This is a genomic window from Streptomyces lincolnensis (genome assembly GCF_021173675.1).
Lineage (GTDB): Bacteria > Actinomycetota > Actinomycetes > Streptomycetales > Streptomycetaceae > Streptomyces > Streptomyces lincolnensis_B.
In genome coordinates this window covers 151,001-173,108 of record NZ_JAIHON010000004.1, presented here as the reverse complement: position 1 = coordinate 173,108, position 22,108 = coordinate 151,001, and the positions used below count along the sequence as shown (strand labels likewise).

Genomic DNA, 22,108 nt, shown 5'->3' with positions numbered 1-22,108 from the left:
CGCCGATGGAAGAGCTCGTCATCCGGGACGCCGACGTCGTCGACGGCAGCGGCGGACCCTCGTACCGCGCCGACGTGGTGGTGGACGGCGGCAGGATCGTGTCGATCGTCAAGGAGGCGGCCGACGCCGGCTGTCAACGCCCGAAGGCCCGCAGGGAGGTGGACGCCGAGGGCCTGGTCCTCTCTCCCGGCTTCATCGACATGCACGCCCACAGCGACCTCGCCCTGCTCCGCGACCCCGACCACAGCGCCAAGGCCGCGCAGGGCGTGACGCTCGAAGTGCTCGGCCAGGACGGGCTGTCGTACGCGCCCGTCGACGACCGCACGCTGGAGGAGGTCCGCCGGGCCATCACCGGCTGGAACGGCTACGGCGACGACATCGACTTCGACTGGCGGTCGGTCGGCGAGTACCTCGACCGGCTGGACCGCGGGATCGCCGTGAACGCGGCCTATCTGATCCCGCAGGGCACGGTCCGGGCGCTCGCCGTCGGCTGGGAGGACCGCGAGGCGACGCCCCAAGAACTGGACCGGATGCGGCAGTTGGTCGCCGAAGGCATGGAGCAGGGCGCCGTCGGCATGTCCTCGGGCCTGACCTACACGCCGGGCATGTACGCCAAGGACGCCGAACTGACCGAGCTGTGCCGGGTGGTGGCCTCGTACGGCGGCTACTACTGCCCGCACCACCGCTCGTACGGGGCGGGCGCGCTTCAGGCGTACGAGGAGATGGTGGCCCTCACACGGGAGGCGGGCTGCGCGCTCCATCTCGCCCACGCCACCATGAACTTCGGCGTGAACGAGGGCCGGGCCCCCGAGCTGCTGGCACTGCTGGACAAGGCGCTGGCCGAGGGCGCCGACATCAGCCTGGACACCTACCCCTACACGCCCGGCTGCACGACCCTGGTGGCCATGCTGCCGAGCTGGGCGAGCGAGGGCGGCCCGGAGGCGGTCCTCGGGCGGCTGACGGACGACGAGACCGCGGCCCGCATCCGGCACCACATGGAGGTGACCGGGGCGGACGGCTGCCACGGGGTGCCCATCGAGTGGGACACGATCGAGATCTCGGGCGTGACCGACCAGGCGCTCGCGGACTTCGTCGGCCGTACCGTCCGGGAGTCCGCCGACCTGCGCGGCGAGGAGCCGTGGGTGACGGCCCGGCGGCTCCTGCTGGAGGACCGGCTCGGCCCGACGATCCTCCAGCACGTGGGCCACGAGGAGAACGTCCGCACGATCATGCGGCACCGCGTCCACACGGGCGGCTCCGACGGCATCCTCCAGGGCGGCAAGCCGCACCCTCGGGCCTACGGCACCTTCCCGCACTATCTGGGCCGGTACGTACGGGAGTTGGGCGTGCTCTCCCTGGAGGAGTGCGTCGCCCATCTCACCTCGCGCCCCGCGGCCCGGCTGCGCCTGCCGGACCGCGGGCTGGTCCGCGAGGGCTACCGGGCGGACCTGGTCCTCTTCGACCCGGCGACGGTGGCCGCGGGCTCGACCTTCGACACCCCGCGCGTCCTGCCCACGGGCATCCCGTACGTCCTGGTCGACGGCCGTCCCGTCATCGAGGACGGCCGCCGGACGGACGTACTGGCGGGACGATCGGTGCGCAGGACCCGCTGAGGTCTGCCCCCTACGGCTTGGGCAGGGTGCACCCGGCCCTGCTCAGGTCGAGCTTGTTGTCGAGGCCGAAGCAGGCCGGGATCTGGTAGGTCTGCTGGGCGTAGTTGATGCCCTGGCGGACCGTGACGGTGCCGTTCTCGCTCACCTCGCACGGGTTGTTGTCGGTGCAGCGGCCGCCGTCCTCGTTGCCCGTGTTGTTGACGGCGACGACCTTGCCGGTGGCGTTGTCGATGACGGGCGAGCCCGATGTGCCGCCGATGGTCTGGCAGGCGGAGGTGTAGCGGACCGAGTCCTTCCAGGTCCAGGAGCCTTCCTTGAGCCGGTAGGCGAAGCCGTCGACGTTGCAGGCGTACGTCCGCTTCCAGTAGCCGGAGACGACCGTGATGGCGCTGCCGGCGGCCGGGCGGGTGTCGTTCAGGGTGAGCGCGGTGATGCCGTACGAGCTCTTGATCTGCGCGTAGGTGGTGGTGAGCTGGTACAGCGCCACGTCCGTGTCGGTCATCGTCCCGTAGGCGATCTTGCTGGCCCGCAGGGTGCCGAGCCGGGTGCCCGCGGAGTTGAGCAGACCGAAGGTGCGGCTGGAGGCCCGGTCGACGAGGACCTCGCCGGGCGCCGGGAAGCCGGTCTCCAGGCAGTGGCCGTTCGACATCACCATCGCCGGGTCGTCGTCCTCGGAGGCCGGGAAGCGGACGACGGAGCCGGAGCAGTTGCTGAGCGAGACGGTGCCGGCGAAGGTGACGGCCTGGGCGGCGGGGGCCGCCTGGGCCGCGGGGGCTGCTCTGTCCTCGGCGGGCGCGGGTGCCGCGACCGCGGGCGCCGCGACCGCCCCGGTGATCACCAGGGCGAACAGCGCGGCGACGAGAGGCTTCTTCATGTGGGGGTCCCCTCTGCATGACGAGGGTGACCGGAGATCTTCCGGCCACCCGCAGTTTTGTCATGCGCATTGTTAGGCGAGGGGTGGGTGAGGGCAAGGAGTTGTTTCCGGCCCGGGTGTGGCCGGTTTGCACTGCCGCTGGGCGATGTCCGCCGCCATGCGCGGGGCTCCGTCGCCGCCCGGGAGCCTTGCCCGCGTGCTACTTGGGGCCCTTGCTCGCGCCCTGCCCGCGGCCCGGTTTGGCGTCCGAGTTGCCGGGGGCCGAGGTGGTGGGGGCCTCCGAGGTGGCGGTGGGGGTCGGCGCCGGTGAGGAGGGCTTCGCGTCGCCCTCGGTCGCCGGGGCGGCCGTCGGGGCGGTCGGGCTCGCCGGTGTCGGGGCGGTGTCGGACGGTGCCGCGGCCCCGGAGCCGTCGGACGGGCGGTCGGCGGATCCGGTGTCCGCGGGGGTGCCCGGGTCCGTGGCCGCCGCGGTGTCGCCCGCGGCCGGGGTCGGGCGGCCGTTGCCGCTCGGCGCGTCCGAGGATGTACCGGAGAAGGAGAACCAGGCGACCAGCGCGACCACGGACACCGCTCCGGCCGCACCCGCGGCGACCGCGATCCGCCGTGACCGCCGAGTCTCCGCACCGCCGCGCCTGCGGTGGGAGCGCGCACCGGCGGCGACAGGGCGTTCCGGTGCCGCCTCCACCGTCGACGGAAGCACGCCCGGGGCGTCGGCCACCGCGGGCAGTTCGGCCGTCTCGTCGTAGGTGTTCTGCCAGCCGTGCGCGGCCGCCGGATCGGGGTACGCCTCGTAGGCGGGTGTGGACCCGCCCCTCGGGAGGTACACGTTCGGCGCCCCTTGGGGCTGCGTCCCGGTTCCGTCCTCTGCTGGCGTCGACATGGCGGCGAATTCTAGACACGGGAGGGGCCCACGGGACAAACGCCGACGACAACGGACCGCGCCCCGCGTCTCAAGTGGCGGAAAACACGACCCGGCGGGCGTTACCCCGCCGTAAGCTCCCAGACATGCAGGTGATCCAGTCGACCAAGCTCGCCAACGTCTGTTACGAGATCCGGGGCCCGGTTCTCGAGGAGGCGATGCGCCTGGAAGCGGCGGGGCACCGCATCCTCAAGCTGAACACGGGCAACCCGGCGGCGTTCGGGTTCGAGTGCCCGCCCGAGATCCTGGAGGACATCCTCCGCAACGTCTCCACGGCCCACGGCTACGGCGACGCGAAGGGCCTGCTGGCCGCGCGCCGGGCGGTCGTCATGCACAACCAGACCCTCGGCATCGAGACGGACGTCGAGCACGTCTTCATCGGCAACGGCGTCTCCGAGCTGATCGTGATGGCCATGCAGGGCCTGCTGGACGACGGCGACGAGGTCCTCGTACCGGCGCCGGACTATCCGCTGTGGACCGCGGCCGTCTCCCTCTCCGGCGGCACCGCCGTGCACTACCGCTGCGACGAGCAGTCCGACTGGATGCCCGACCTCGCCGACATCGAACGCAAGGTCACCGACCGCACCAAGGCGCTCGTCATCATCAACCCCAACAACCCGACGGGGGCCGTCTACGACGAGGCGATGCTGCGGGGCCTGACCGACATCGCGCGCCGGCACAACCTGCTCGTCTGCTCCGACGAGATCTACGACAAGATCCTGTACGACGAGGCCACGCACACCCCGACCGCCAAGGTCGCCCCGGACCTGCTGACCCTCACCTTCAACGGCATGTCCAAGGCGTACCGGGTGGCCGGATACCGGGTGGGCTGGATGGCGATCTCCGGGCCGCGCGCGCACGCCGACTCCTACATCGAGGGCCTGACGATCCTGGCGAACATGCGCCTGTGCGCGAACATGCCGGGTCAGCACGGAGTGGTGGCCGCGCTGAGCGGGCGGCAGACCATCGACGACCTCGTCCTGCCGGGCGGGCGGCTGCGCGAGCAGCGGGACGTGGCGTACGAGCTGCTGACCCAGATTCCGGGCGTGAGCTGCGTGAAGCCGAAGGGGGCGCTGTATCTCTTCCCGCGCCTGGACCCCAAGGTCTTCAAGATCAAGGACGACCGGCAGATGGTCCTGGACCTGCTCCGGCAGGAGAAGATCATGGTCGTCCAGGGCAGCGGCTTCAACTGGCCCGAGCCGGACCACTTCCGCGTGGTGACCCTGCCGACGGCCCGGGATCTGCGGTCGGCGATCACCCGGATCGGGAACTTCCTGGACGGTTACGGACAGCCGTAGATCTTTTGGGTCCGCTCAACTTTAGACGAAATCTAAGCTAAGATGGCTTCCTGACAGCACAGGAGGCCATCCCATGTACGAGCCGATCCGCACCAAGTCGGTCCACAGCACGATGGCCGGCACCACCTCCGACTTCCCTCATCGCTCCCGCGAGGAAGAGCTGGACATCCAGCTCGCGGGCCATCTGGCCGCGCTGCTCGCCGTCACCGACGCGCTGCGCGCGCTCGAACCGGCCGAGGACCTCGACACGGCCGCGGAGCGGCTCGCCGAGCAGGTGACACGGTTGCGGGGTGGCGGTACGCCGGTCCGTGCGGTTGCCTCCGGCGGGGGTGGCAGTGCGGCGTTGCACGAGCGGGCGCACGCTCTCGCGGGGCGGGCGCTGGTGGTCGCCGCGTCGCGCGCCGACACGGCCGTGGCGATCCTCGCCGCCGAGCGCATGGACGCGCATGCCGCCGCGCTGGCCGAGCCGCAGGAGCTCAGCAGCGTCGGCTGACCCTCGAACGGCCCCGGTCCGCGTGCACCCGCAGCGACGCGCGGACCGGGTGCCACAGCACTGCGTTCGCCTTGACCGCGGGGCGCCGTGGGAGCTTCTGCCGTACGCGAGTGCCGGTCGTCCGTGGCTGAGCGCGCCGTTCCCCGCGCCCCTTAGGGGGCGCGTTGCAGGGACGGGGCCGGTATGTCACCCCCCGTTCATCCCCCCAGGCGGGGAATGTTGGGTTCCGGGAGGAAGCTCCCCCGTGTGAGACGAATCGTGGGAATCGTCCTCGCGGTTCTGCTGATCGGCGGAGTGGTGGCAGCCGTCGCAGCGGGCCGGGACAACGGGGACAAGGGCACGGCAACGAAGACCGTGCGTGCGGTGATCGGATCGGAGAAGGCGGAGTTCTTCGGCGATCCGGATGTGGTGAAGGCCCTGGCCGCCAAGGGCTACACCGTGCGGGCCGAGACCTCCGGGTCCTGGGCCATGGAGGGGCTGGACCTCAAGGGGTACGACCTCGCCTTCCCGTCCAGCCAGGCGCCGGCCGACGAACTGGCCGCGAAGTACAAGGCCCGGCAACCCCTGCCGGTGCCCTTCTACTCGCCGCTCGTCGTCGTGGCCCACCGGGGCGCCGCCGAGGTGCTGGCCGCCAACGGGCTCGCGGCGCTGGAGAAGCACCGCGGCACGCTGAAGATGGCCGCCTATCTCGACGCCGCCGCCGAGGACCGCACCTGGCAGCAGCTCAAGGGGTCCGAGAAGTACGGGGAGTTGACGGGCACCCTCTACCTCGCCAGCACCGACCCGGAGTCCTCCAACTCGGGCGCCCTGTACCTCGCCGCCGCCTCCTACGTCGCCGCCGGCGGCAAGGTGGCCGCGAGTGACGCCGACGTCGACCGCACCGCGCCGCTGATGCGCAAGCTGGTCACCGTCCAGGGCGCCCAGCAGTCCAGCACGGACGCGACCTTCCGGGACTTCGTCAGCGGCGCCGGCAATCCGCTGGTGCTGGTCTACGAGTCGCAGGTCGCCGCGCTGCTCGCCGAGCAGAAGGGCGTCGACGACCTCGTCGTGCTCTACCCGGACACCACCGCCAACAGCGACCACACGGTCGTACCGCTGACGGACGAGGGCCGCTCTCTCGGTGAACTGCTGAGCACCGACCCCGAGTTGCGTGAGCTGGCCGTCCGGCACGGGTTCCGGCCGCAGGGCTCGACCGCCGAGTTCACCCGGGCCACGGCGGCCCACGCCGACTACCTCAACCAGAAGCTGACCGGCATCCGGCAGGCGCCCGTGCCCACCTCCGAGGTGCTGCACGACATGGCGCGCCGGGCGCGCGGCTGATCACGGGGGAACCGCACATGACCGACGACACCTTTGTCCTCACCCCTCCCGAGGCCGTCACGGCCGTACCCCGGGAGAAGGCCGGCGGGCTCGTCCCCGTCGACGACACCGTCCGTACCGACATGGCCCGAAAGGCCGCCGCCTACGTCGAGGGCCTCGCCGCCCTGGACGCCCGCTCCCCCGAGTTCGCGGGGAAGGTCGGGGAGATCACCGCGCTCGGCGCCGGGGAGATGCGCAGCGCCGCCGCGCAGTCCAACCGCATGCTGGAGCGGACCGTGCGGAGCCTGCCGTCGAACGGCGGTGACGCCCAGTCCCAGGTGGCCGGATCGCTCGTCGAACTGCGGCGCGTGGTCGAGGACCTGGACCCGCGCGACCTGCCCGCCGCCAAGGGACGCAAGTTCCTGTCCCGGCTGCCGGGCGGCAACAAGCTGCGCGACCACGTGGCCAAGTACGCCACCGCGCAGGGCACGTTGAACAGGATCGTGGGCTCGCTGCGCGGCGGCCAGGACGAACTGCGCCGGGACAACGCCGCGTTGCAGACCGAGCGGGTCCGGCTGTGGGAGACCATGGGCAAGCTCCAGGAGTACGTCGTACTCACCGAGGCCCTGGACACGGCCGTCGAGGAGCACATCACGGCCGTCACGGATCCCCAGGAGGCCGACGGGCTGCGCGCCGACGTCCTCTTCCCGGTCCGGCAGAAGCATCAGGACCTGCTCACCCAGCTCGCGGTGTGCGCCCAGGGCTACCTCGCCATGGACGTCGTACGACGCAACAACGAGGAGCTGATCAAGGGCGTCGACCGGGCGGCCACGACCACCGTGTCGGCGCTCCGGATCTCCGTGATGCTGGCCTCCGCCCTGGACCACCAGAAGAAGGTCGTCGAGCAGGTCAACGCCCTGCGCGGGACGACCGAGGACCTCATCCGGGGCAACGCGGAGATGCTCGCCACACAGAGCGGGGAGATCCAGCGGATCGCCGCCGACCCGGCCGTGGGCGCGGAGACCCTGCGCTCCGCCTTCCAGCAGATCTACCGGACCCTCGACACGATCGACACGTACAAGGTCCAGGCGACCGAGGCGATGGCGTCCACGGTGGAGTCCCTGACCGCCGAACTCCAGCACGCGGGCGCGTACCTGGAGCGCAGCCGGTCGCGGGGCGCGATGGAAGGGGGCCTCGCGTGAGGAGAGTCCCGATCCTCGTCCTGGCCCTGCTGGCCCTCCTCACCGCGTGCAGCGGGCAGGAGAAGCGGGAGGACCCGGCCGCACCCGAAGCCGGCACCCTGCGCGTCCTCGCCTCCAGCGAACTCGGCGACATGACGCCGGTCCTCGACCGGATCGAGAAGGACACCGGCATCAAGGTCCGGCCCACCTACATGGGCACCCTCGACGCCGTGGACCTGCTGGCCGAGGGCACGGCCGACGAGCGGTACGACGCGCTGTGGCTGGCGTCCAACGACTATCTGCGGCTGCGTCCCGACGCGGCGCGCAAGGTGGTCTCCGAGACGCCGGTCATGTCGAGCCCGGTCGCGATCGGGGTCAAGGCGTCCACCGTCCTCGAACTCGGCTGGCAGCCGGAGAACGTCACCTGGGCCCGGGTCGAGCGGGCGGTCCGGGACGGGAAGCTGACCTACGGCATGACCGACCCGGCCCGCTCCAACTCCGGGTTCGCCACGCTGGTCTCCGTCGCCTCCGCGCTCTCCGGCGCCCAGTCCGCGCTGACCGACGCCGACGTCACCAAGGCCACGCCCCGGCTGAAGGAGTTCTTCCAGGGGCAGCGGCTGACCTCGGGTTCCTCGGGCTGGCTGGCCACCGCCTACCAGCGGCGCGGCACCGTCGACGCCCTGCTCAACTACGAGTCCGTCCTCAAGGGCATCCCGGGCCTGACCGTGATCCGCCCCCGCGACGGCGTCGTCACCGCCGACTACCCGCTCTCCTCCCTCGCGGCCACCGGCGCCGCGACCCGCGAGGACGTCCGCCGGCTCACCGAGGCCCTGCGCTCGGAGCCGGTCCAGCGGCTGATCACCGACCGCACGCACCGCCGCCCGGTCGTCGCCTCCGTCGCCCCCGCCACCGGCCTCGACACCACCCGCCGCCGCGAACTGCCCTTCCCCGGCAGCCGTTCCGTCGCCGACGGCCTGCTCGACTCGTACGAGAACGACCTGCGCCGCCCCTCCCGCACGGTCTACGTCCTCGACACCTCGGGCTCCATGAAGGGCGACCGCCTGGCCCGCCTCAAGTCCGCGCTCGCCGACCTCACCGGGGACTTCCGGGACCGCGAGGAGGTCACCCTGATGCCGTTCGGCTCGGAGGTGAAGAGCGTCCGCACGCATGTGGTGGACCCGGCCGACCCCAAGTCCGGTCTCGCGGCGATCCGCGCGGACACCAACGCCCTCACCGCCAACGGCGACACCGCGATCTACACCTCCCTGGAAAAGGCCTACGACCACCTGGGCACCGATCGCGACACCTTCACCTCGATCGTGCTGATGACGGACGGCGAGAACACCGCCGGCGCGGAGGCCAAGGACTTCGACGCCTTCTACGCCGGGCTCGGGACCGACCGCCGCCACATCCCCGTCTTCCCCATCCTCTTCGGCGACTCCGACCGCTCCGAACTGGAGCACATCGCCGACCTGACCGGCGGCCGCCTCTTCGACGCCCGACAGGGCTCCCTGGACGGCGCCTTCGAGGAGATCCGTGGCTATCAGTGAGTTCACCGGCTATCTGGAGTCCCGCAAGAACATCGCGGGCAGCGCGTGCGGTCTGGTGGGCCTGGTCCTCACCTTCACGGGCGTGGCCGGACCGTACTGGCCGGTCGTCGTCGCGGGCCTGTACGGCGCGGGCGCGCTGATCGCCCCTCCGGAGCGGCCGTCCCTGCCGGACTTCCCGGATCCGTCGGCGCAGCTGGAGGCCCTGCGGGACGACTTCGAGAAGCTCGGCGGCTACCTCACGGACGTCGAGCTGCCCCCCGCCGCGTCCGGCCGCCTCACCGAACTGACCGAACTCCTGGCCGCCCTCCTCGACCCCGGCTGGGTCAGCGAGGTCCTCGCCCAGGACCCCGAGGGCATCCACACCCTCTCCCGCGCCATCCGCCACGACATCCCCGAGGCCGTCGACACCTTCGTACGCACGCGGTGGTGGTCACGGATGACACCGGGCACGGAGCCGCCGGAACGGCATCTGGAACGCCAGCTGACGCTGCTGCACGAGGAGGCGGACCGCCTGGCGTCCGGCTTGAGGGAAACAGAGGCGCGAAGGCAGGAGAGTCATACGCGGTACTTGCAAGACCGCGCTCAGTAGCCCCACCCAGGGGCGCGGGACTGTATCAATATGCGGCTCCGCCGCGCGGGCGCGACCAGCCACAACCGACCCGCACCCGGCATACAACCGAGACCCCTATGGCGAAGGCCCGTCGTCACCGCCCCCGTCGGGGCAGACGGAGACGCGTGACGACGGGCCCAGAGCCACGCACCCCATTGTGCGCGGCCTCGCCGACTACCACCGCGGCCGGCCGTGACGATTACGCTGGTCAGGGCACGATCGGAGCCGACCGCGGCAGATCAGGGGGACTAACCGAGGCGTGCTACCAGCGCCCGGTACTCGTCCCACAACTCCTTCGGCGTGTGATCACCGAACGTGTTCAGGTGATCGGGAACCAGCGCCGCCTCCTCACGCCAGACCTCCTTGTCCACCGTGAGCAGGAACTCCAGGTCGGACTCACCCAGGTCGAGCCCCTCGGTGTCCAGGGCGCCCTTCGCCGGCAGGATTCCGATCGGCGTCTCGACCCCCTCCGCCTTGCCTTCCAGCCGCTCCACGATCCACTTCAGAACGCGGCTGTTCTCACCGAACCCGGGCCACACGAACGTGCCCTCGTCGTTCTTGCGGAACCAGTTGACGTAGTAGATCTTCGGCAGCTTCGAGGCGTCCTTGTCCTTGGCGACATCGACCCAGTGCCCCATGTAGTCGCCCATGTTGTACCCGCAGAACGGCAGCATGGCGAAGGGGTCCCGTCGCAGCTCACCGACCTTGCCCTCGGCGGCGGCCGTCTTCTCGCTGGCGACATTCGCGCCGAGGAAGACGCCGTGGTTCCAGTCGAAGGACTCCGTCACCAGCGGTACGGCCGTGGCGCGCCGCCCGCCGAAGAGGATCGCGGAGATCGGCACACCCTTGGGGTCCTCCCACTCGGGCGCGATGATCGGGCACTGCGAGGCGGGGGTGGTGAAGCGGGCGTTGGGGTGGGCGGCCGGGGTCTCGGACTCCGGCGTCCAGTCGTTGCCCTTCCAGTCGGTGAGGTGGGCCGGAGTCTCCTCCGTCATGCCCTCCCACCAGACGTCGTTGTCGTCGGTCAACGCCACGTTGGTGAAGACGGAGTTGCCCCACAGCGTCTTCATCGCGTTGGCGTTGGTGTGCTCGCCGGTGCCCGGGGCGACGCCGAAGAAGCCGGCCTCGGGGTTGATGGCGTACAGGCGGCCGTCCTCGCCGAAGCGCATCCAGGCGATGTCGTCGCCGATGGTCTCGACGGTCCAGCCGGAGATGGTGGGCTCCAGCATGGCGAGGTTGGTCTTGCCGCAGGCGGACGGGAAGGCGGCGGCCACGTACTTGGACTCGCCCTGCGGGGGCGTGAGTTTGAGGATCAGCATGTGCTCGGCGAGCCAGCCCTCGTCACGGGCCATGACGGAGGCGATGCGCAGGGCGTAGCACTTCTTGCCGAGCAGGGCGTTTCCGCCGTAGCCGGAGCCGTAGGACCAGATCTCGCGGGTCTCCGGGAAGTGGGAGATGTACTTGGTGCTGTTGCACGGCCAGGGGACGTCCTCCTGGCCCTCCTCCAGCGGCGCTCCGAGCGTGTGCACGGCACGCACGAAGAAGCCGTCGGAGCCGAGTTCGTCCAGGACCGGCTGTCCCATCCGGGTCATGGTGCGCATGGACACGGCGACGTAGGCGGAGTCGGTGATCTCGACGCCGATCGCGGAGAGGTCCGAGCCGAGGGGGCCCATGCAGAACGGGACGACGTACATCGTCCGGCCCTTCATCGAGCCGCGGAAGACGCCCTTCTCGCCCGCGAAGATGTCCCGCATCTCGTCGGGGGCCTTCCAGTGGTTCGTCGGGCCCGCGTCCTCCTCCTTCTCGGAGCAGATGAAGGTCCGGTCCTCGACCCGGGCGACATCGGTCGGGTCGGAGGCGGCGTAGTACGAGTTGGGGCGCTTGATCGGGTCGAGCTTCTTGAAGGTGCCCTTCGCCACGAGCTCCTCGCACAGTCGCTCGTACTCGGCCTCGGATCCGTCACACCAGACCACGTTGTCCGGTTGCGTCAGTTCTGCGATCTCGTTCACCCACGAGACCAGTTCCTGGTGGTTGGTGGGGATGACGGGGGGAGCCGCGATGTCGCGCGCCACGATTGCTCCTAAATGAGGGATTTTTATCCTTGTCTGCCCCGTGGGGGCTGCGACCCGGATGCCTTCGTAGCCCGCTCATCCGGTGCCGACCGCACTCATTTGATCATCCGACGAGCCCGCCCATCTGTCCAGAGGGCCGCACAGGTGAGCAGAGTGAGGATCGCCACGTGTAGAACCGCCGCTTTGCCTTCACTTGGGATTCAGCCAACCGTCCCTTGGGAAGTCGACCGTGAGAGGATGGCCACTCTTCGTCGGTCAGACATGCGTACTGACCTGTAACTTACGGTCGCGTAGGTACGATTGCCCTCATGACTGCGTCCGCCCCCGACGCGCCCACGGACCCGCCGGCCGCCGGCCGTGGTCCCGTGGCGCTCTCCCTGCCGCATCCGGTCAAGCCCAAGCTCCGCGGCTGGCTGCACCTCGGTATGTTTCCGGCCGTACTCATCGCGGGCCTGGTGCTCACCGCCCTCACCGACTCCACCAGAGGCCGCATCGCCTGTGGGATCTTCGCCCTGACCGCCTGCCTGCTGTTCGGCGTGAGCGCGCTGTACCACCGCGGCGACTGGAGCCCCCGCATGGACGGCGTCCTGCGGCGGCTGGATCACGCCAACATCTTCCTGATCATCGCCGGCACCTACACCCCGCTGACGATGCTGCTCCTGCCCGGAGCCAAGGGGCAGTGGCTGCTGTGGGGCATCTGGGGCGCGGCGCTCGCCGGGATCGCCTTCCGGGTCTTCTGGGTCGGCGCCCCGCGCTGGCTCTACACCCCCTGCTACATCGCGATGGGCTGGGCGGCGGTCTTCTTCCTGCCCGACTTCATGCGCGCCGGCGGCATCGCGGTACTGGTCCTGGTGATCGTCGGCGGTCTGCTCTACAGCGCGGGCGGCGTGATCTACGGCATCAAGCGGCCGAACCCGTCACCGCGCTGGTTCGGCTTCCACGAGGTGTTCCACTCCCTCACGGTCGCCGCGTTCGTCACCCACTACGTGGGGATCTCGCTGGTGGCGTACCAGCACGCCTAGCCCCTTCCCGCCTCTTCGAGGGCCACGACCCACAGGGTCGTGGCCCTTTTCGCATGCCGAAACCGATTGACGGTGGCTACCTTTTGAGAGTTACTCTCATTTCATGGACACTCTCACTCCGGGTACTCCCACTCCGGATCCCCGCCGCTGGTGGGCCCTGGCCGCCCTGGTCGCGAGCATGCTGACGCTCGGCTTCGACACGACGATCCTCAACGTGGCGCTGCCGACGATGGCCGCGGATCTCGGTGCGAGCACCGGCGAGCAGCAGTGGATGGCCGACGCCTACATCGTCGTCTTCGCCGCGCTGATGCTCCCCGCCGGACTGCTCGGCGACCGGTTCGGCCGGCGGCGGATGCTGGTCGCCGGGCTCGGCGTCTTCCTCGCCGCCTCCCTGCTGGGCGCCCTGGCCGAGGACGTGCACTGGGTCATCGCGGCCCGTGCCGTCATGGGCGTCGGCGCCGCCCTGGTCACCCCGCTCGCGCTCTCGGTACTGCCCACGCTGTTCGCGCCCGAGGAGCGCACCAAGGCCGTCGGCATCGTCTCCGCGGCCTCCGCGCTCGGCCTGCCGCTGGGCCCGATCCTCGGCGGCTGGCTGCTGAACCACTTCTGGTGGGGCTCGGTCTTCCTGGTCAACGTCCCGATGGCCGCCCTCGGCATCGCCGCCTGCGTCTTCCTGCTCCCGGAGACCCGCGACCCCGCCTCCCCCAAGGTCGACACCCTCTCCACCGCGCTCACCGCGACCGGCCTCGGCGCCCTGGTCTACGCGATCATCGAGGCGCCCGCCCGGGGCTGGGGCGACCCCCTGGTCCTGGGCACGCTCGGCGGGGGCGTGCTCCTGATCGCCGCGCTGGTCCTGCGCGAACGGCGGGTGGAGCGGCCCATGCTCGACATGACCCTGCTCGCGCACCGCGACTTCCTGTTCAACACCATCGCCGCGACCCTGGTGATGTTCGTCCTGTCCGGGCTGCTGTTCGTGCTGCCGCCCTATCTCCAGGCCGTCCTGGGACACGACGCCCTCGGCACCGGCGTGCGGCTGCTGCCGATGATGGGCGGCCTCCTCGTCGCCTCGCGCGTCGCCCCGCCGGTCGTCGCCCGCTTCGGCGGCCGTGCCACGGTGAGCGCCGGCCTGGTGGTGCTGGCCTTCGCCGGGCTGCTGGGCAGCCGTACGACCCCGGACTCCGGGTACGGATTCGTCGCGCTGTGGCTCACGGTCACCGGACTGGGCTTCGGCTTCTCGCTCATGCCCGCCATGAGCAGCGCTCTGGGCGCCCTGCCCCGTGACCGCGCCGGCAGCGGCTCGGGGTTGCTGATGACCCTGCGTCAGGTCGGCGGCGCGATCGGTATCGCCCTGCTGGGCAGCCTGCTCGCCGCGGCCTTCCGGGACCGGCTCGACGTCACCGGGCTGCCCGCGTGGGCCGCCGACACCGCCGGGGAGTCGGTGGTCGCGGCACACCTGGTGGCCGCGCGGACCGGCTCGGCCGAACTGGCGGCCTCCGCGAACAGCGCCTATGTGCACGGCATGGGCGTCGTCCTGCTGGTGTGCGGGATCGCGGCCCTCGTCGCCGCGCTGCTCGCGGCCGCCTTCCTGCCGGGCGCACCCCGTCCGACCGGGACCTCCACCACGCCGGACATGGCTGGCGCGGAGGCCGATGCCCGACAATGACTCCATGACACCGGCACGCTCCTTCCCGCTCTCCGACGCCCCCCAACCGGGACTTCGCGAGCGGAAGAAGATCAAGACACGTACGGCGATCCGCGACGCGACCTACGCCCTGGTCCGCGAGCAGGGTTACGACGCCACCACGGTCGAGCAGATCGCCGAGCGCGCCGAGGTCTCACCGTCCACGGTCTTCCGCTACTTCCCCACCAAGGAGGACATCGTCCTCACGGACGAGTACGACCCGCTCCTGCTGGCGGAGCTCCGCAAGCGGCCGGCGGAGGAGCCGTGGATGGACTCCCTGCGGTACGTGATGCACAAGGCCATCGACGTCGGCCTCACCGAGGACGCCGAGGCCATCCGGCTGCGGGCCCACCTGATGGTCCAGGTGCCGGCGGTACGCTCCCGGATGCTGGAGAGCATGTCCGTGACCGGCCGGATGCTCAGCGAGGCCATCGCCGACCGCACCGGCCAGGACCGGGAGAGCCTGGAGGTCCGGGTCTACACGATGTCCCTCATCGGCGGCCTCGCGGAGATCTCCCTGTACTGGGCCGAGAACGACTTCCGCGACGACTTCCGCGACCTCCTGGACCGCACCCTGACGGTCATCGAACACGGTCTGCCCACGAAGCCCGACGCCTCGGGGACCGAGTGACCGCCGGCGGCACCAGATGTACGCCCGCTACCTTCGTGACATGAGCGACCCGGTGATCGACATCAACGAGTACCAGCGCCTGCGTGGGATCGCCGAGCGGGCCGAGGACGCCTGGCTGAACCATGGACAACACCACGCGGTTCTGAACCGCACGAACCGAAAGGGCGCGCGCCACGAGCGGCCGACGGCCGTCGTGGAGCGCGCCCTGGGCGACGTACCGCGAAGCTAACGCTTCGCCACATCACCCTTTCCGCAGGCGATCCCGTCCCTGTTGCGGTCCAGCTTCAGGGGGTCGTCCCTGCCGTTGATCTTCAGGCGGCCGTAGTCGTTGGCCTTGAGCCAGTCGCAGCGGGCGGTGGTGGTCTTCTTGACCTCGTCCGGGAAGGCGGTGGGCACGCAGACGTTGATCGAGCCGTAGTGCCGGTCGCAGCCGGAGACGGTGGGGCTGACCTTCTGGGAGGTCTTCTTCTTGCCGGGCTGTGCGACCGTGCCTTCGAGGGAGTCGGCGAAGGAGTGGACGTGCGCGGAGGCGTCCGTCGCGGTCAGCGCCGAAGGTCCTTGCAGGTGGACCCACTTGGCGACCGACGGGACACCGTTGGCGTCGACCGCGAAGAGCATGTACCAGCCGGGCGGGGCCAGGTTGGGGTTGCTCGTCACGTTCAGGTCGACGTTGTTGCCGTCCACCGACAGCGGCAGGTCCACGAACCGCTGGTTCGGGTCCGAGGAGTGCGTGACCGCGGCCGGGCGGATCAGCTCGGCCTTGGCGATGGGCCGGTCGACGGTGATCCGCTGGGTGTCGCCGTAGTTCCACTCGGTGTCGATGACCGAGGTGATCGTGGGCCGCGCGCCCTTGAGGAGATAGGGCGGCGTGTAGATCGACACGTTGTGGTTCCAGGTGCCGTTGCCCGGGTTGTCGCCGGTCGACATCACCCGGCCGTCGGGCAGCAGGAACGACGAGGAGTGGTAGCCGCGGGCCTCGGGATCGGCGGCCACCGGGTCGAAGGCGCCCGTGGCCGGGTCGTAGATCGAGGACTCGTAGACCGGGTTGGCGCGGTTGTGCAGCGCGCCGCCGGTCTCCAGCACCTTGCCGTCGGGCAGCAGGACGGCGGAGACGTACATCTTGCCCTGGTTGCCGGTCTGCGGGACCTTGCCGTTGCCGAGGTCGACCGTGCCCTGCGGCAGCGGCGGACCGGCGACGTAGGCGGGGTTGGGGTCCTTGAGGTCGATGACGTCGGTCAGCCGGTTGGCGTCCGGGTTGGAGTCGATGTTGCCGCCGCCGATGGTGAGGACCTTCTGGTCCTGCGCCGGGGGCAGCAGCACGCTCGCCGACTGGTCGCGCTCGTCCTTGTTCTGCAGGCCCGGGATCTGGGTGATGGTGTTGGCGTCGTAGTCGTAGATCGCCGACCCGGTGCCCGGGATGTTGTTGCCGAAGACATGGCTGCCCGAGTAGAACAGGCGGCCGTCCTGCATGAGGATCATCGACGGGTACAGACCCCAGTACGACCAGGTCTGGTTGACCTTCCAGGTCGGCAGCCACTGCTGCTCGGCGTCCGACCACAGCTCGGCGGTGACCGAGCCGGTGGAGTCCTCCTTCAGCCCGCCGAAGGAGATGACGTCACCGTTGCCGAGGGCGGTCGCCGACGGGTACCAGTGGCCGTCGTTCATGTCGTTGGTCTTGCTGTAGGTCTCGGTCGTGGGGTCGAAGATGTACGAGTCCTTGTACCCCTGGTAGCCGACCGTGCCGTCCGCCGACGGATAGCCCTTGTTGCCGCTCATCACCAGGACGCGGCCGTCCTGGAGCTGGACGTGCCCGGCGCAGAACATGTCCTTCGGGGTGGGGATGATCTTGTAGCTGCCGTTGGCGGGGTCGTACACGGCGGAGGTGAACGTGCCCGCCTTGAACATCGCCTCGTCGTTGCCGGAACCCGCGATCAGCAGCACCTTGCCGTTGTGCAGCACGACCGAGTGCATGGAACGCACCGGGTTCTTCGTGGCCAGCACGTCCCACTTGCCGTTGGCGCACTGCTCGGCGGTGCCGGTGCACTCCGGGTCCGGGACCGGGTCGGCGACCTGTTCCATCGTGTAGTCGTCGGTGGTCGCCGAGCCCGTGCCGTAGACCGAGACGCCCCAGGTGATGCGGTCGGTGCCGGCCGGGACCTCGGGTGTGCGGACCGTGGCCTGCGTCCAGCCGCCCTGCATCTCCAGGGTCTTGAGGTCGGTCCAGTACTGCCAGCCGTTGGTGGCGTCGTGCCGGAACAGCGTGATGGAGGCGTCCGGCGTGGTCGTCTTGTACCAGAGGCCGAGGTCGTACTGCTTGCCCGGCGCCACCACCGGCGCGCACTCCGTCGACTCGGTGATCAGGGCCTTGCGGTCGCCGCTCACCCGGCGGGTCAGCTCGACCTTCATGGCCTTGGAGCCGGAGTGGGCGTCGGAGGTGGTGGTGAAGCTGAAGTCGTTGTCGCCCCAGCCGGACTTCTCCCAGCAGGCGGGCATGTCCCCGGTGCCGGCGGTCTCGAAGCCGGGGTTCTTGACGAGGTTGGCGGCGGAGGCGGGCTGGGGCGAGGTGAGGAGGAGACCGGCGGTCAGGGCCCCCACCCCGACCAACGCGGTTCTTCTTCTGGACAGGCGGCTCTGCTTTCTCACAGATCTCACGCGGCTCTCCTTGCTGTGGCGGTACCACTCCCACGCCCCCTGCGCGGGAGATAGACCAGCGCCTCGGTCCCCACGAAGCGCAGAACGAAGGTCGTCACCAGGGCGAGCGCGGTCGCGGACAGCGCGCCCATCCCGAACCGGTGGACGAACAGGGCGATCAGCGGGATGCGCAGCACGAGGTCGGCGTTGGCGAGCAACGCGAACCGGCCGACGCGGTCCCACAGGCGCCGGTGCCGGCGCCGGTCGCGGAACAGCAGATGCTCGATGAGCAGGAAGTTCCAGGCGACACCGAACTGGTTGGCGACGATCTCGGCGGGCACGTAGTGCATGCCGGCCCCGGTCAGGATCCACAGGGCCAGCAGGTTCGGCACGAAGCCGGTCGCGCCGATCAGCCCGAAGCCGATCATGCGGGCGACCGGCGAGGCGGTGCGCAGCCCGGCCAGGTGGCGCAGGAAGCGGAAGCCCTCCTGCGCGCTCGACTTGGACTCGCCCGCGAACCGGTCCTGGAAGACGAACGGGACCTCGCTCACCCCGCGCGGACGGCTCCGCACCGCGAGTTCGAGGAGGATCTTGTACCCGAGCGGCTGGAGCACCTCGGCGGTGACGGCGCTGCGGCGGATCGCGAAGAAGCCGCTCATCGGGTCGCTGATGCCGTGCAGGCGGCGCGGGAAGAGCGCCTTGGTCAGCCAGGTCGCCCCGCGCGAGACGGCCACCCGGTAGCTGCCCGCGAGTCCGGCGCGGCTGCCGCCCTTGATGTAGCGGGAGGCGACGACGAGCCCGGCGTTCGTCAGCTCACCGGTGGCCACCAACTCCGGTACCAGGGACGGCGGGTGCTGGCAGTCGCCGTCCATGACGACGATCCACTCCGAGGTGGCCGCCTTCATGCCCTCCACGACCGCGCCGCCGAGCCCGCCGACCGGCTCGTCCCGGTGCAGGACGGTCACCGGGAACGGGCAGTCCTTGGCGGCCTCGTGGATGACCTCGGGGGTGTCGTCGGTGGAGTCGTCCACGAAGACGACCTCGCAGGGCAGCCGCGAGGGCACCGACTCGGTGATCTGGCGCAGCAGTTGACGGATGTTGGCGGACTCGTTGAAGGTCGGCACGACAATCGTGACCGCCCCGGGTTCGGCTACCTCGACGGCTTCTACGACCGGTTCGCCCAGCTCTCCGGGCGCCGTGTACTCGTGGGTCATCGTGCGCCTCCGGAGGCGGTCTGGACCTGACGGATCTCGATCCGGTCGTCGCCGGTGCCGAAGGTGGCGACCGGCGTCGAATGCTGAATGGCGGCCTTGACGTTGGGCAGGTCGACCGCGTCGCGCCGGACCGTCGGCGAGGCGACGACGTAGTCGATGTCCTTCCAGCCGCGCGGCATCGTCTTCGTCACCGCCGGGTCGAGATCGGCCTTGTAGAACCAGATGACGCCGAGTCCGGGCCGGTACCCGGCGTGCACCAGGTCCAGCCACATGGCGTCGTCCACGAGTACCCGGGTGCCCGCGGGGTTGTCCACCTCGGTGCTCAGCCACTTCGAGGCGGCCTTGTAGGGGGCGTTGGCGTCGACGGTGACGGCGGTGCGGGCACCGTCGTACCACTTCGGTACGACGTAGGCGCCGGCGGCGATCGCGAGGACCGCGGCGAGCGCGTACCGCCCGCCGGTGACCAACCGTTTCTCCCCCTCGGCCCGCCACCTGCGCAGCACGGCGTGGGTGACGGAGGCGGTGCCTCCGGCGAGGACCAGGGCGAGGAAGGGCAGCGCCTGGATGACGTACATCGCGGGCAGGTAGCCGTTGGGGCGCAGGGCCAGCGCGGCGAGGATCGCCACCGCTGCCGCCGGGCCGGCCAGGGCACGGGCGGTGACCGACCAGCGCCAGGTGACCAGCAGCAGGAGCGCGCCGGCGAGACCGCCGAGCGGCAGGATCCGGTCGTAGTAGAGCCACGACTGGAAGACGCCCCAGGAGCCGGAGCCCTGGTCGAGGATGAAGCCCGAACCGGGCCGGGTCATCTGGTACTTGACGCCGTCCCACAGCGAGACATGGCCGCCGCCGGGCAGCAACTCGCCCTTGAGGAGGGCGAAGAGGGGGTAGGAGAAGCCGATCAGCGCGCAGGCCGTGATGGCGCCGGTGACGGCGAACTTCCGGGTGTCCTTGTGGCTGTGCCGCCACAGGGTGACCAGCAGCGCGGGCAGGATGACGAGCATCGTCTCCTTGGTGAGGACGGCCGTTGCGGCCGCGATCCCCGCCCCGAAGTGGTGCCAGAGGTGGCGGCTCGGGGAGGCGGCGAGGGTGAACGCGAGCAGCGTCCACATCACCGCGAGGTTGTCGAGGAAGATCTCGCGCTGGAGGACGACCGAGAGCGGCGAGAGCCCGAACAGGACCATGCCGAGTCCGGCGGCCCAGCGGGGCAGCGCGAGCCGGCGGCCCAGGACGTAGACCAGCACCGCGCTGATGCCGCTGATCACCAGCATCATCACGCGCATCGAGCCGACGGTCATCGACTCGGGGCTGATCATCGAGGGTATCCAGGTCAGCAGGGCGAGCTGGATCCAGCCGAGCGGCGGGTGGTCGTACCAGTAGGTGTAGTGGGCGAGGCCCTTGCCCTCCTGGACGGCCCAGGCCTGGGCGAGGTAGGTGCCCTCGTCGTCGCTGAGGGTCGGGTAGTCGGCGATGTTCCAGCCCTGGACGACGAGGATCGCCACCAGGAGGACACCGCACAGCAGGAGGTCGGTGCGGGAGGACCGCAGCCGCTTCGGAGGGACTGTTCGACCGGCCGAACCGGTCTCGGGTGCAGGCTGCCGCTGCGCGGGGACCGTGGGGGTGGTCACCGCGGGAAGGGTGGAGGTCACGCCGGGACGTCCTCTCGGAACTCTCGGTTCACTTCGGCGGGTGTGAGATGCGCGCCCACGTGTGTCGTCAGCTCCCAGTCGGTCCGGCCGCGCTGTTCACGCCATACGGCGCGGAGGGCGGCCCCGGCGAGGAGCACCTGGTAGAAGGGGCCGCCCACGACGAGCTTGAGGTAGTGGACGAAGCGGACGCGGAGCCCGTACTGCTTGCCGAAGTCGTGCAGCCCGACGATCTCGAAGACGAAGGTGACCAGGGCGGTCACGGCCGGCAGGAAGGTGATGAAGGCGATGCCGACGGGTACGTCGAGGAAGAGCGCGATCACCACGTTCAGCGGGATGATGACACCGGTGAAGGCCTGCATGAACGGCGTCATGAGGGTGTAGCGGGCGAGCAACCGCTGCCCGAAGCCCGGGAGTTGCTTCCAGTCCTTCTTCCGGTACACCTGCAGGAAGCCCTGGTTCCAGCGGGTGCGCTGCTTGAGCAGCGACATCAGCGAACCGGGCGTCTCCTCCTTGGTCACCATGTCGGAGTCGTAGGCGACGACGACCTTCTTGCCGATGCTGGACAGCCGTACCCCGAGGTCGCAGTCCTCGGCGAGGCAGTTGGGGTCCCAGCCGTCGGCGGCCCTGAGCACGTCCGTCTTCACGAAGACGGTGTTGCCGCCGAGCGGGATGAACCCTTTCTGCGCGTGCAGGTGCAGCCGGGAGCGGAACCAGAAGAAGTACTCCAGGCAGTTGCGCAGGCTGTACCAGCTGGAGTGGAAGTTGATGAGCTGGACGCCGCCCTGGACGACGTCCGCGCCGGTGGTCCGGAACGCGTGGTCGACGTGGGCGAGCAGCTCCGGGTGGACCTGGTCCTCGGCGTCGAAGACCCCGACGACATCACCGCGGCAGTGCGGCAGCGCCGTGTTCATCGCCTTCGGCTTGTTCTTCTTCTCGTGCGTGTCGACGACGACCCGGACGCGGGGATCGCGCTCCGCGGCGTCGCAGGCGACCGCCGTGGTCTCCGGGTCGTCGTGTCCGACGATCACGATGATCTCGAAGTCGGTGTGGCTCGATTCCAGCAGGCGCTGGATGGTGTGATCGAGCACCGCCTGCTCGTGCCGTGCCGGAAGCAGCAGCGAGAAGGACAGATGCTCGCCACCGTCCGGTCTGCTGAAGCGGGTGGAGGCGAGCACCTCGGGCGTACGCCAGGCGTGCATCTGCCACCACAGGGTGAACGCCGCCATCCAGAACAAGGCCAGCGAGACGGCAGCAATGAAGACAGCGGTAAGCAACAGATCCCCCCGGATCACCTAATCCCCCGGTAGCGGAGGGCTCCCCACCCGCCACTTTACTGTGCAGAGGTTAGGGTGGAAGTGTGAAGGACGGGAGCTG

Annotated in this window: 18 protein-coding genes; 11 read left to right on the top strand and 7 right to left on the bottom strand. The window is 70.2% G+C overall.

Going from position 1 to position 22,108, the window contains the following annotated elements; genetic code table 11:
* The first annotated feature begins 5 nt into the window (after positions 1-5).
* The gene (locus tag K4B79_RS11490) at positions 6-1,613 is read left to right on the top strand and encodes an N-acyl-D-amino-acid deacylase family protein (RefSeq protein WP_232026401.1); all 1,608 of its coding nucleotides are present in this window, start codon (positions 6-8) and stop codon (positions 1,611-1,613) included.
* A gap of 10 nt (positions 1,614-1,623) precedes the next feature.
* Here the strand turns inward: K4B79_RS11490 and K4B79_RS11485 are convergent, their stop codons facing one another.
* Together K4B79_RS11485 and K4B79_RS11480 are read right to left on the bottom strand one after the other, a co-directional pair.
* The gene (locus K4B79_RS11485; RefSeq protein ID WP_232026400.1) at positions 1,624-2,487 is read right to left on the bottom strand and encodes a S1 family peptidase; all 864 of its coding nucleotides are present in this window, start codon (positions 2,485-2,487) and stop codon (positions 1,624-1,626) included.
* Between the two features lie 199 nt (positions 2,488-2,686).
* Positions 2,687-3,367: a hypothetical protein gene (locus K4B79_RS11480; protein ID WP_232026399.1), complete on the bottom strand. Its 681-nt coding sequence runs from the start codon at positions 3,365-3,367 to the stop codon at positions 2,687-2,689.
* A 125-nt stretch (positions 3,368-3,492) separates the two neighbouring features.
* Between K4B79_RS11480 and K4B79_RS11475 the strand changes: the two genes are divergently transcribed.
* The 6 genes from K4B79_RS11475 (at position 3,493) to K4B79_RS11450 (ending at position 9,816) form a co-directional block, all read left to right on the top strand.
* The gene (locus K4B79_RS11475) at positions 3,493-4,704 is read left to right on the top strand and encodes a pyridoxal phosphate-dependent aminotransferase (protein WP_232026398.1); all 1,212 of its coding nucleotides are present in this window, start codon (positions 3,493-3,495) and stop codon (positions 4,702-4,704) included.
* 73 nt (positions 4,705-4,777) lie between these two features.
* On the top strand, positions 4,778-5,197 hold the full coding sequence (locus K4B79_RS11470; RefSeq protein WP_232026397.1) for an SCO4983 family protein: 420 nt from the start codon (positions 4,778-4,780) through the stop codon (positions 5,195-5,197).
* Positions 5,198-5,443: 246 nt separating this feature from the next.
* Positions 5,444-6,517: a substrate-binding domain-containing protein gene (locus K4B79_RS11465; RefSeq protein ID WP_232026396.1), complete on the top strand. Its 1,074-nt coding sequence runs from the start codon at positions 5,444-5,446 to the stop codon at positions 6,515-6,517.
* A 17-nt stretch (positions 6,518-6,534) separates the two neighbouring features.
* Positions 6,535-7,698, top strand: a complete 1,164-nt coding sequence (locus K4B79_RS11460) for a toxic anion resistance protein (RefSeq protein ID WP_232026395.1) — start codon at positions 6,535-6,537, stop codon at positions 7,696-7,698.
* Positions 7,695-9,227: a substrate-binding and vWA domain-containing protein gene (locus K4B79_RS11455; RefSeq protein WP_232026394.1), complete on the top strand. Its 1,533-nt coding sequence runs from the start codon at positions 7,695-7,697 to the stop codon at positions 9,225-9,227. The genes K4B79_RS11460 and K4B79_RS11455 overlap by 4 nt, the downstream gene beginning before the upstream one ends.
* Positions 9,214-9,816, top strand: a complete 603-nt coding sequence (locus K4B79_RS11450; protein WP_232026393.1) for a hypothetical protein — start codon at positions 9,214-9,216, stop codon at positions 9,814-9,816. Before K4B79_RS11455 ends, K4B79_RS11450 begins: the two co-directional genes overlap by 14 nt.
* Before the next feature lie 269 nt (positions 9,817-10,085).
* On the opposite strand, the gene K4B79_RS11445 is transcribed toward K4B79_RS11450, so the two are convergent.
* Positions 10,086-11,909, bottom strand: coding sequence for a phosphoenolpyruvate carboxykinase (GTP) (locus K4B79_RS11445; protein WP_232026392.1), 1,824 nt, complete (start codon positions 11,907-11,909; stop codon positions 10,086-10,088).
* Between the two features lie 308 nt (positions 11,910-12,217).
* Between K4B79_RS11445 and trhA the strand changes: the two genes are divergently transcribed.
* The 4 genes from trhA to K4B79_RS11425 all read left to right on the top strand — a co-directional run bounded on the left by trhA (position 12,218) and on the right by K4B79_RS11425 (position 15,472).
* Positions 12,218-12,931, top strand: a complete 714-nt coding sequence (gene trhA, locus K4B79_RS11440; protein ID WP_232026391.1) for a PAQR family membrane homeostasis protein TrhA — start codon at positions 12,218-12,220, stop codon at positions 12,929-12,931.
* A 103-nt stretch (positions 12,932-13,034) separates the two neighbouring features.
* Positions 13,035-14,594: a DHA2 family efflux MFS transporter permease subunit gene (locus K4B79_RS11435; RefSeq protein WP_232026390.1), complete on the top strand. Its 1,560-nt coding sequence runs from the start codon at positions 13,035-13,037 to the stop codon at positions 14,592-14,594.
* Positions 14,595-14,598: 4 nt separating this feature from the next.
* Entirely contained in the window at positions 14,599-15,243 is a 645-nt protein-coding gene (locus tag K4B79_RS11430) for a TetR/AcrR family transcriptional regulator (protein WP_232026389.1), read from the top strand.
* Between the two features lie 40 nt (positions 15,244-15,283).
* The gene (locus K4B79_RS11425) at positions 15,284-15,472 is read left to right on the top strand and encodes a hypothetical protein (RefSeq protein WP_232026388.1); all 189 of its coding nucleotides are present in this window, start codon (positions 15,284-15,286) and stop codon (positions 15,470-15,472) included.
* Here the strand turns inward: K4B79_RS11425 and K4B79_RS11420 are convergent.
* Genes K4B79_RS11420 through K4B79_RS11405 form a run of 4 tightly spaced genes read right to left on the bottom strand, consistent with a single transcriptional unit; the run spans position 15,469 to position 22,008 of the window.
* Positions 15,469-17,895 carry a galactose oxidase-like domain-containing protein gene (locus K4B79_RS11420; protein ID WP_232026387.1) on the bottom strand — a complete coding sequence of 809 codons (2,427 nt, stop codon included), beginning with the start codon at positions 17,893-17,895 and terminating at the stop codon, positions 15,469-15,471. The two genes, K4B79_RS11425 and K4B79_RS11420, sit on opposite strands and share 4 nt — an antisense overlap.
* A complete protein-coding gene (locus tag K4B79_RS11415) occupies positions 17,892-19,088 on the bottom strand; it encodes a glycosyltransferase (RefSeq protein ID WP_232026386.1) in 1,197 nt (398 codons plus the stop codon). The genes K4B79_RS11420 and K4B79_RS11415 overlap by 4 nt, the downstream gene beginning before the upstream one ends.
* Positions 19,085-20,734: an ArnT family glycosyltransferase gene (locus tag K4B79_RS11410; RefSeq protein WP_232026385.1), complete on the bottom strand. Its 1,650-nt coding sequence runs from the start codon at positions 20,732-20,734 to the stop codon at positions 19,085-19,087. Before K4B79_RS11410 ends, K4B79_RS11415 begins: the two co-directional genes overlap by 4 nt.
* Complete coding sequence (locus K4B79_RS11405; protein WP_232026384.1) at positions 20,731-22,008, bottom strand: glycosyltransferase; 1,278 nt, start codon at positions 22,006-22,008, stop codon at positions 20,731-20,733. Before K4B79_RS11405 ends, K4B79_RS11410 begins: the two co-directional genes overlap by 4 nt.
* Between the last annotated feature and the right edge of the window lie 100 nt (positions 22,009-22,108).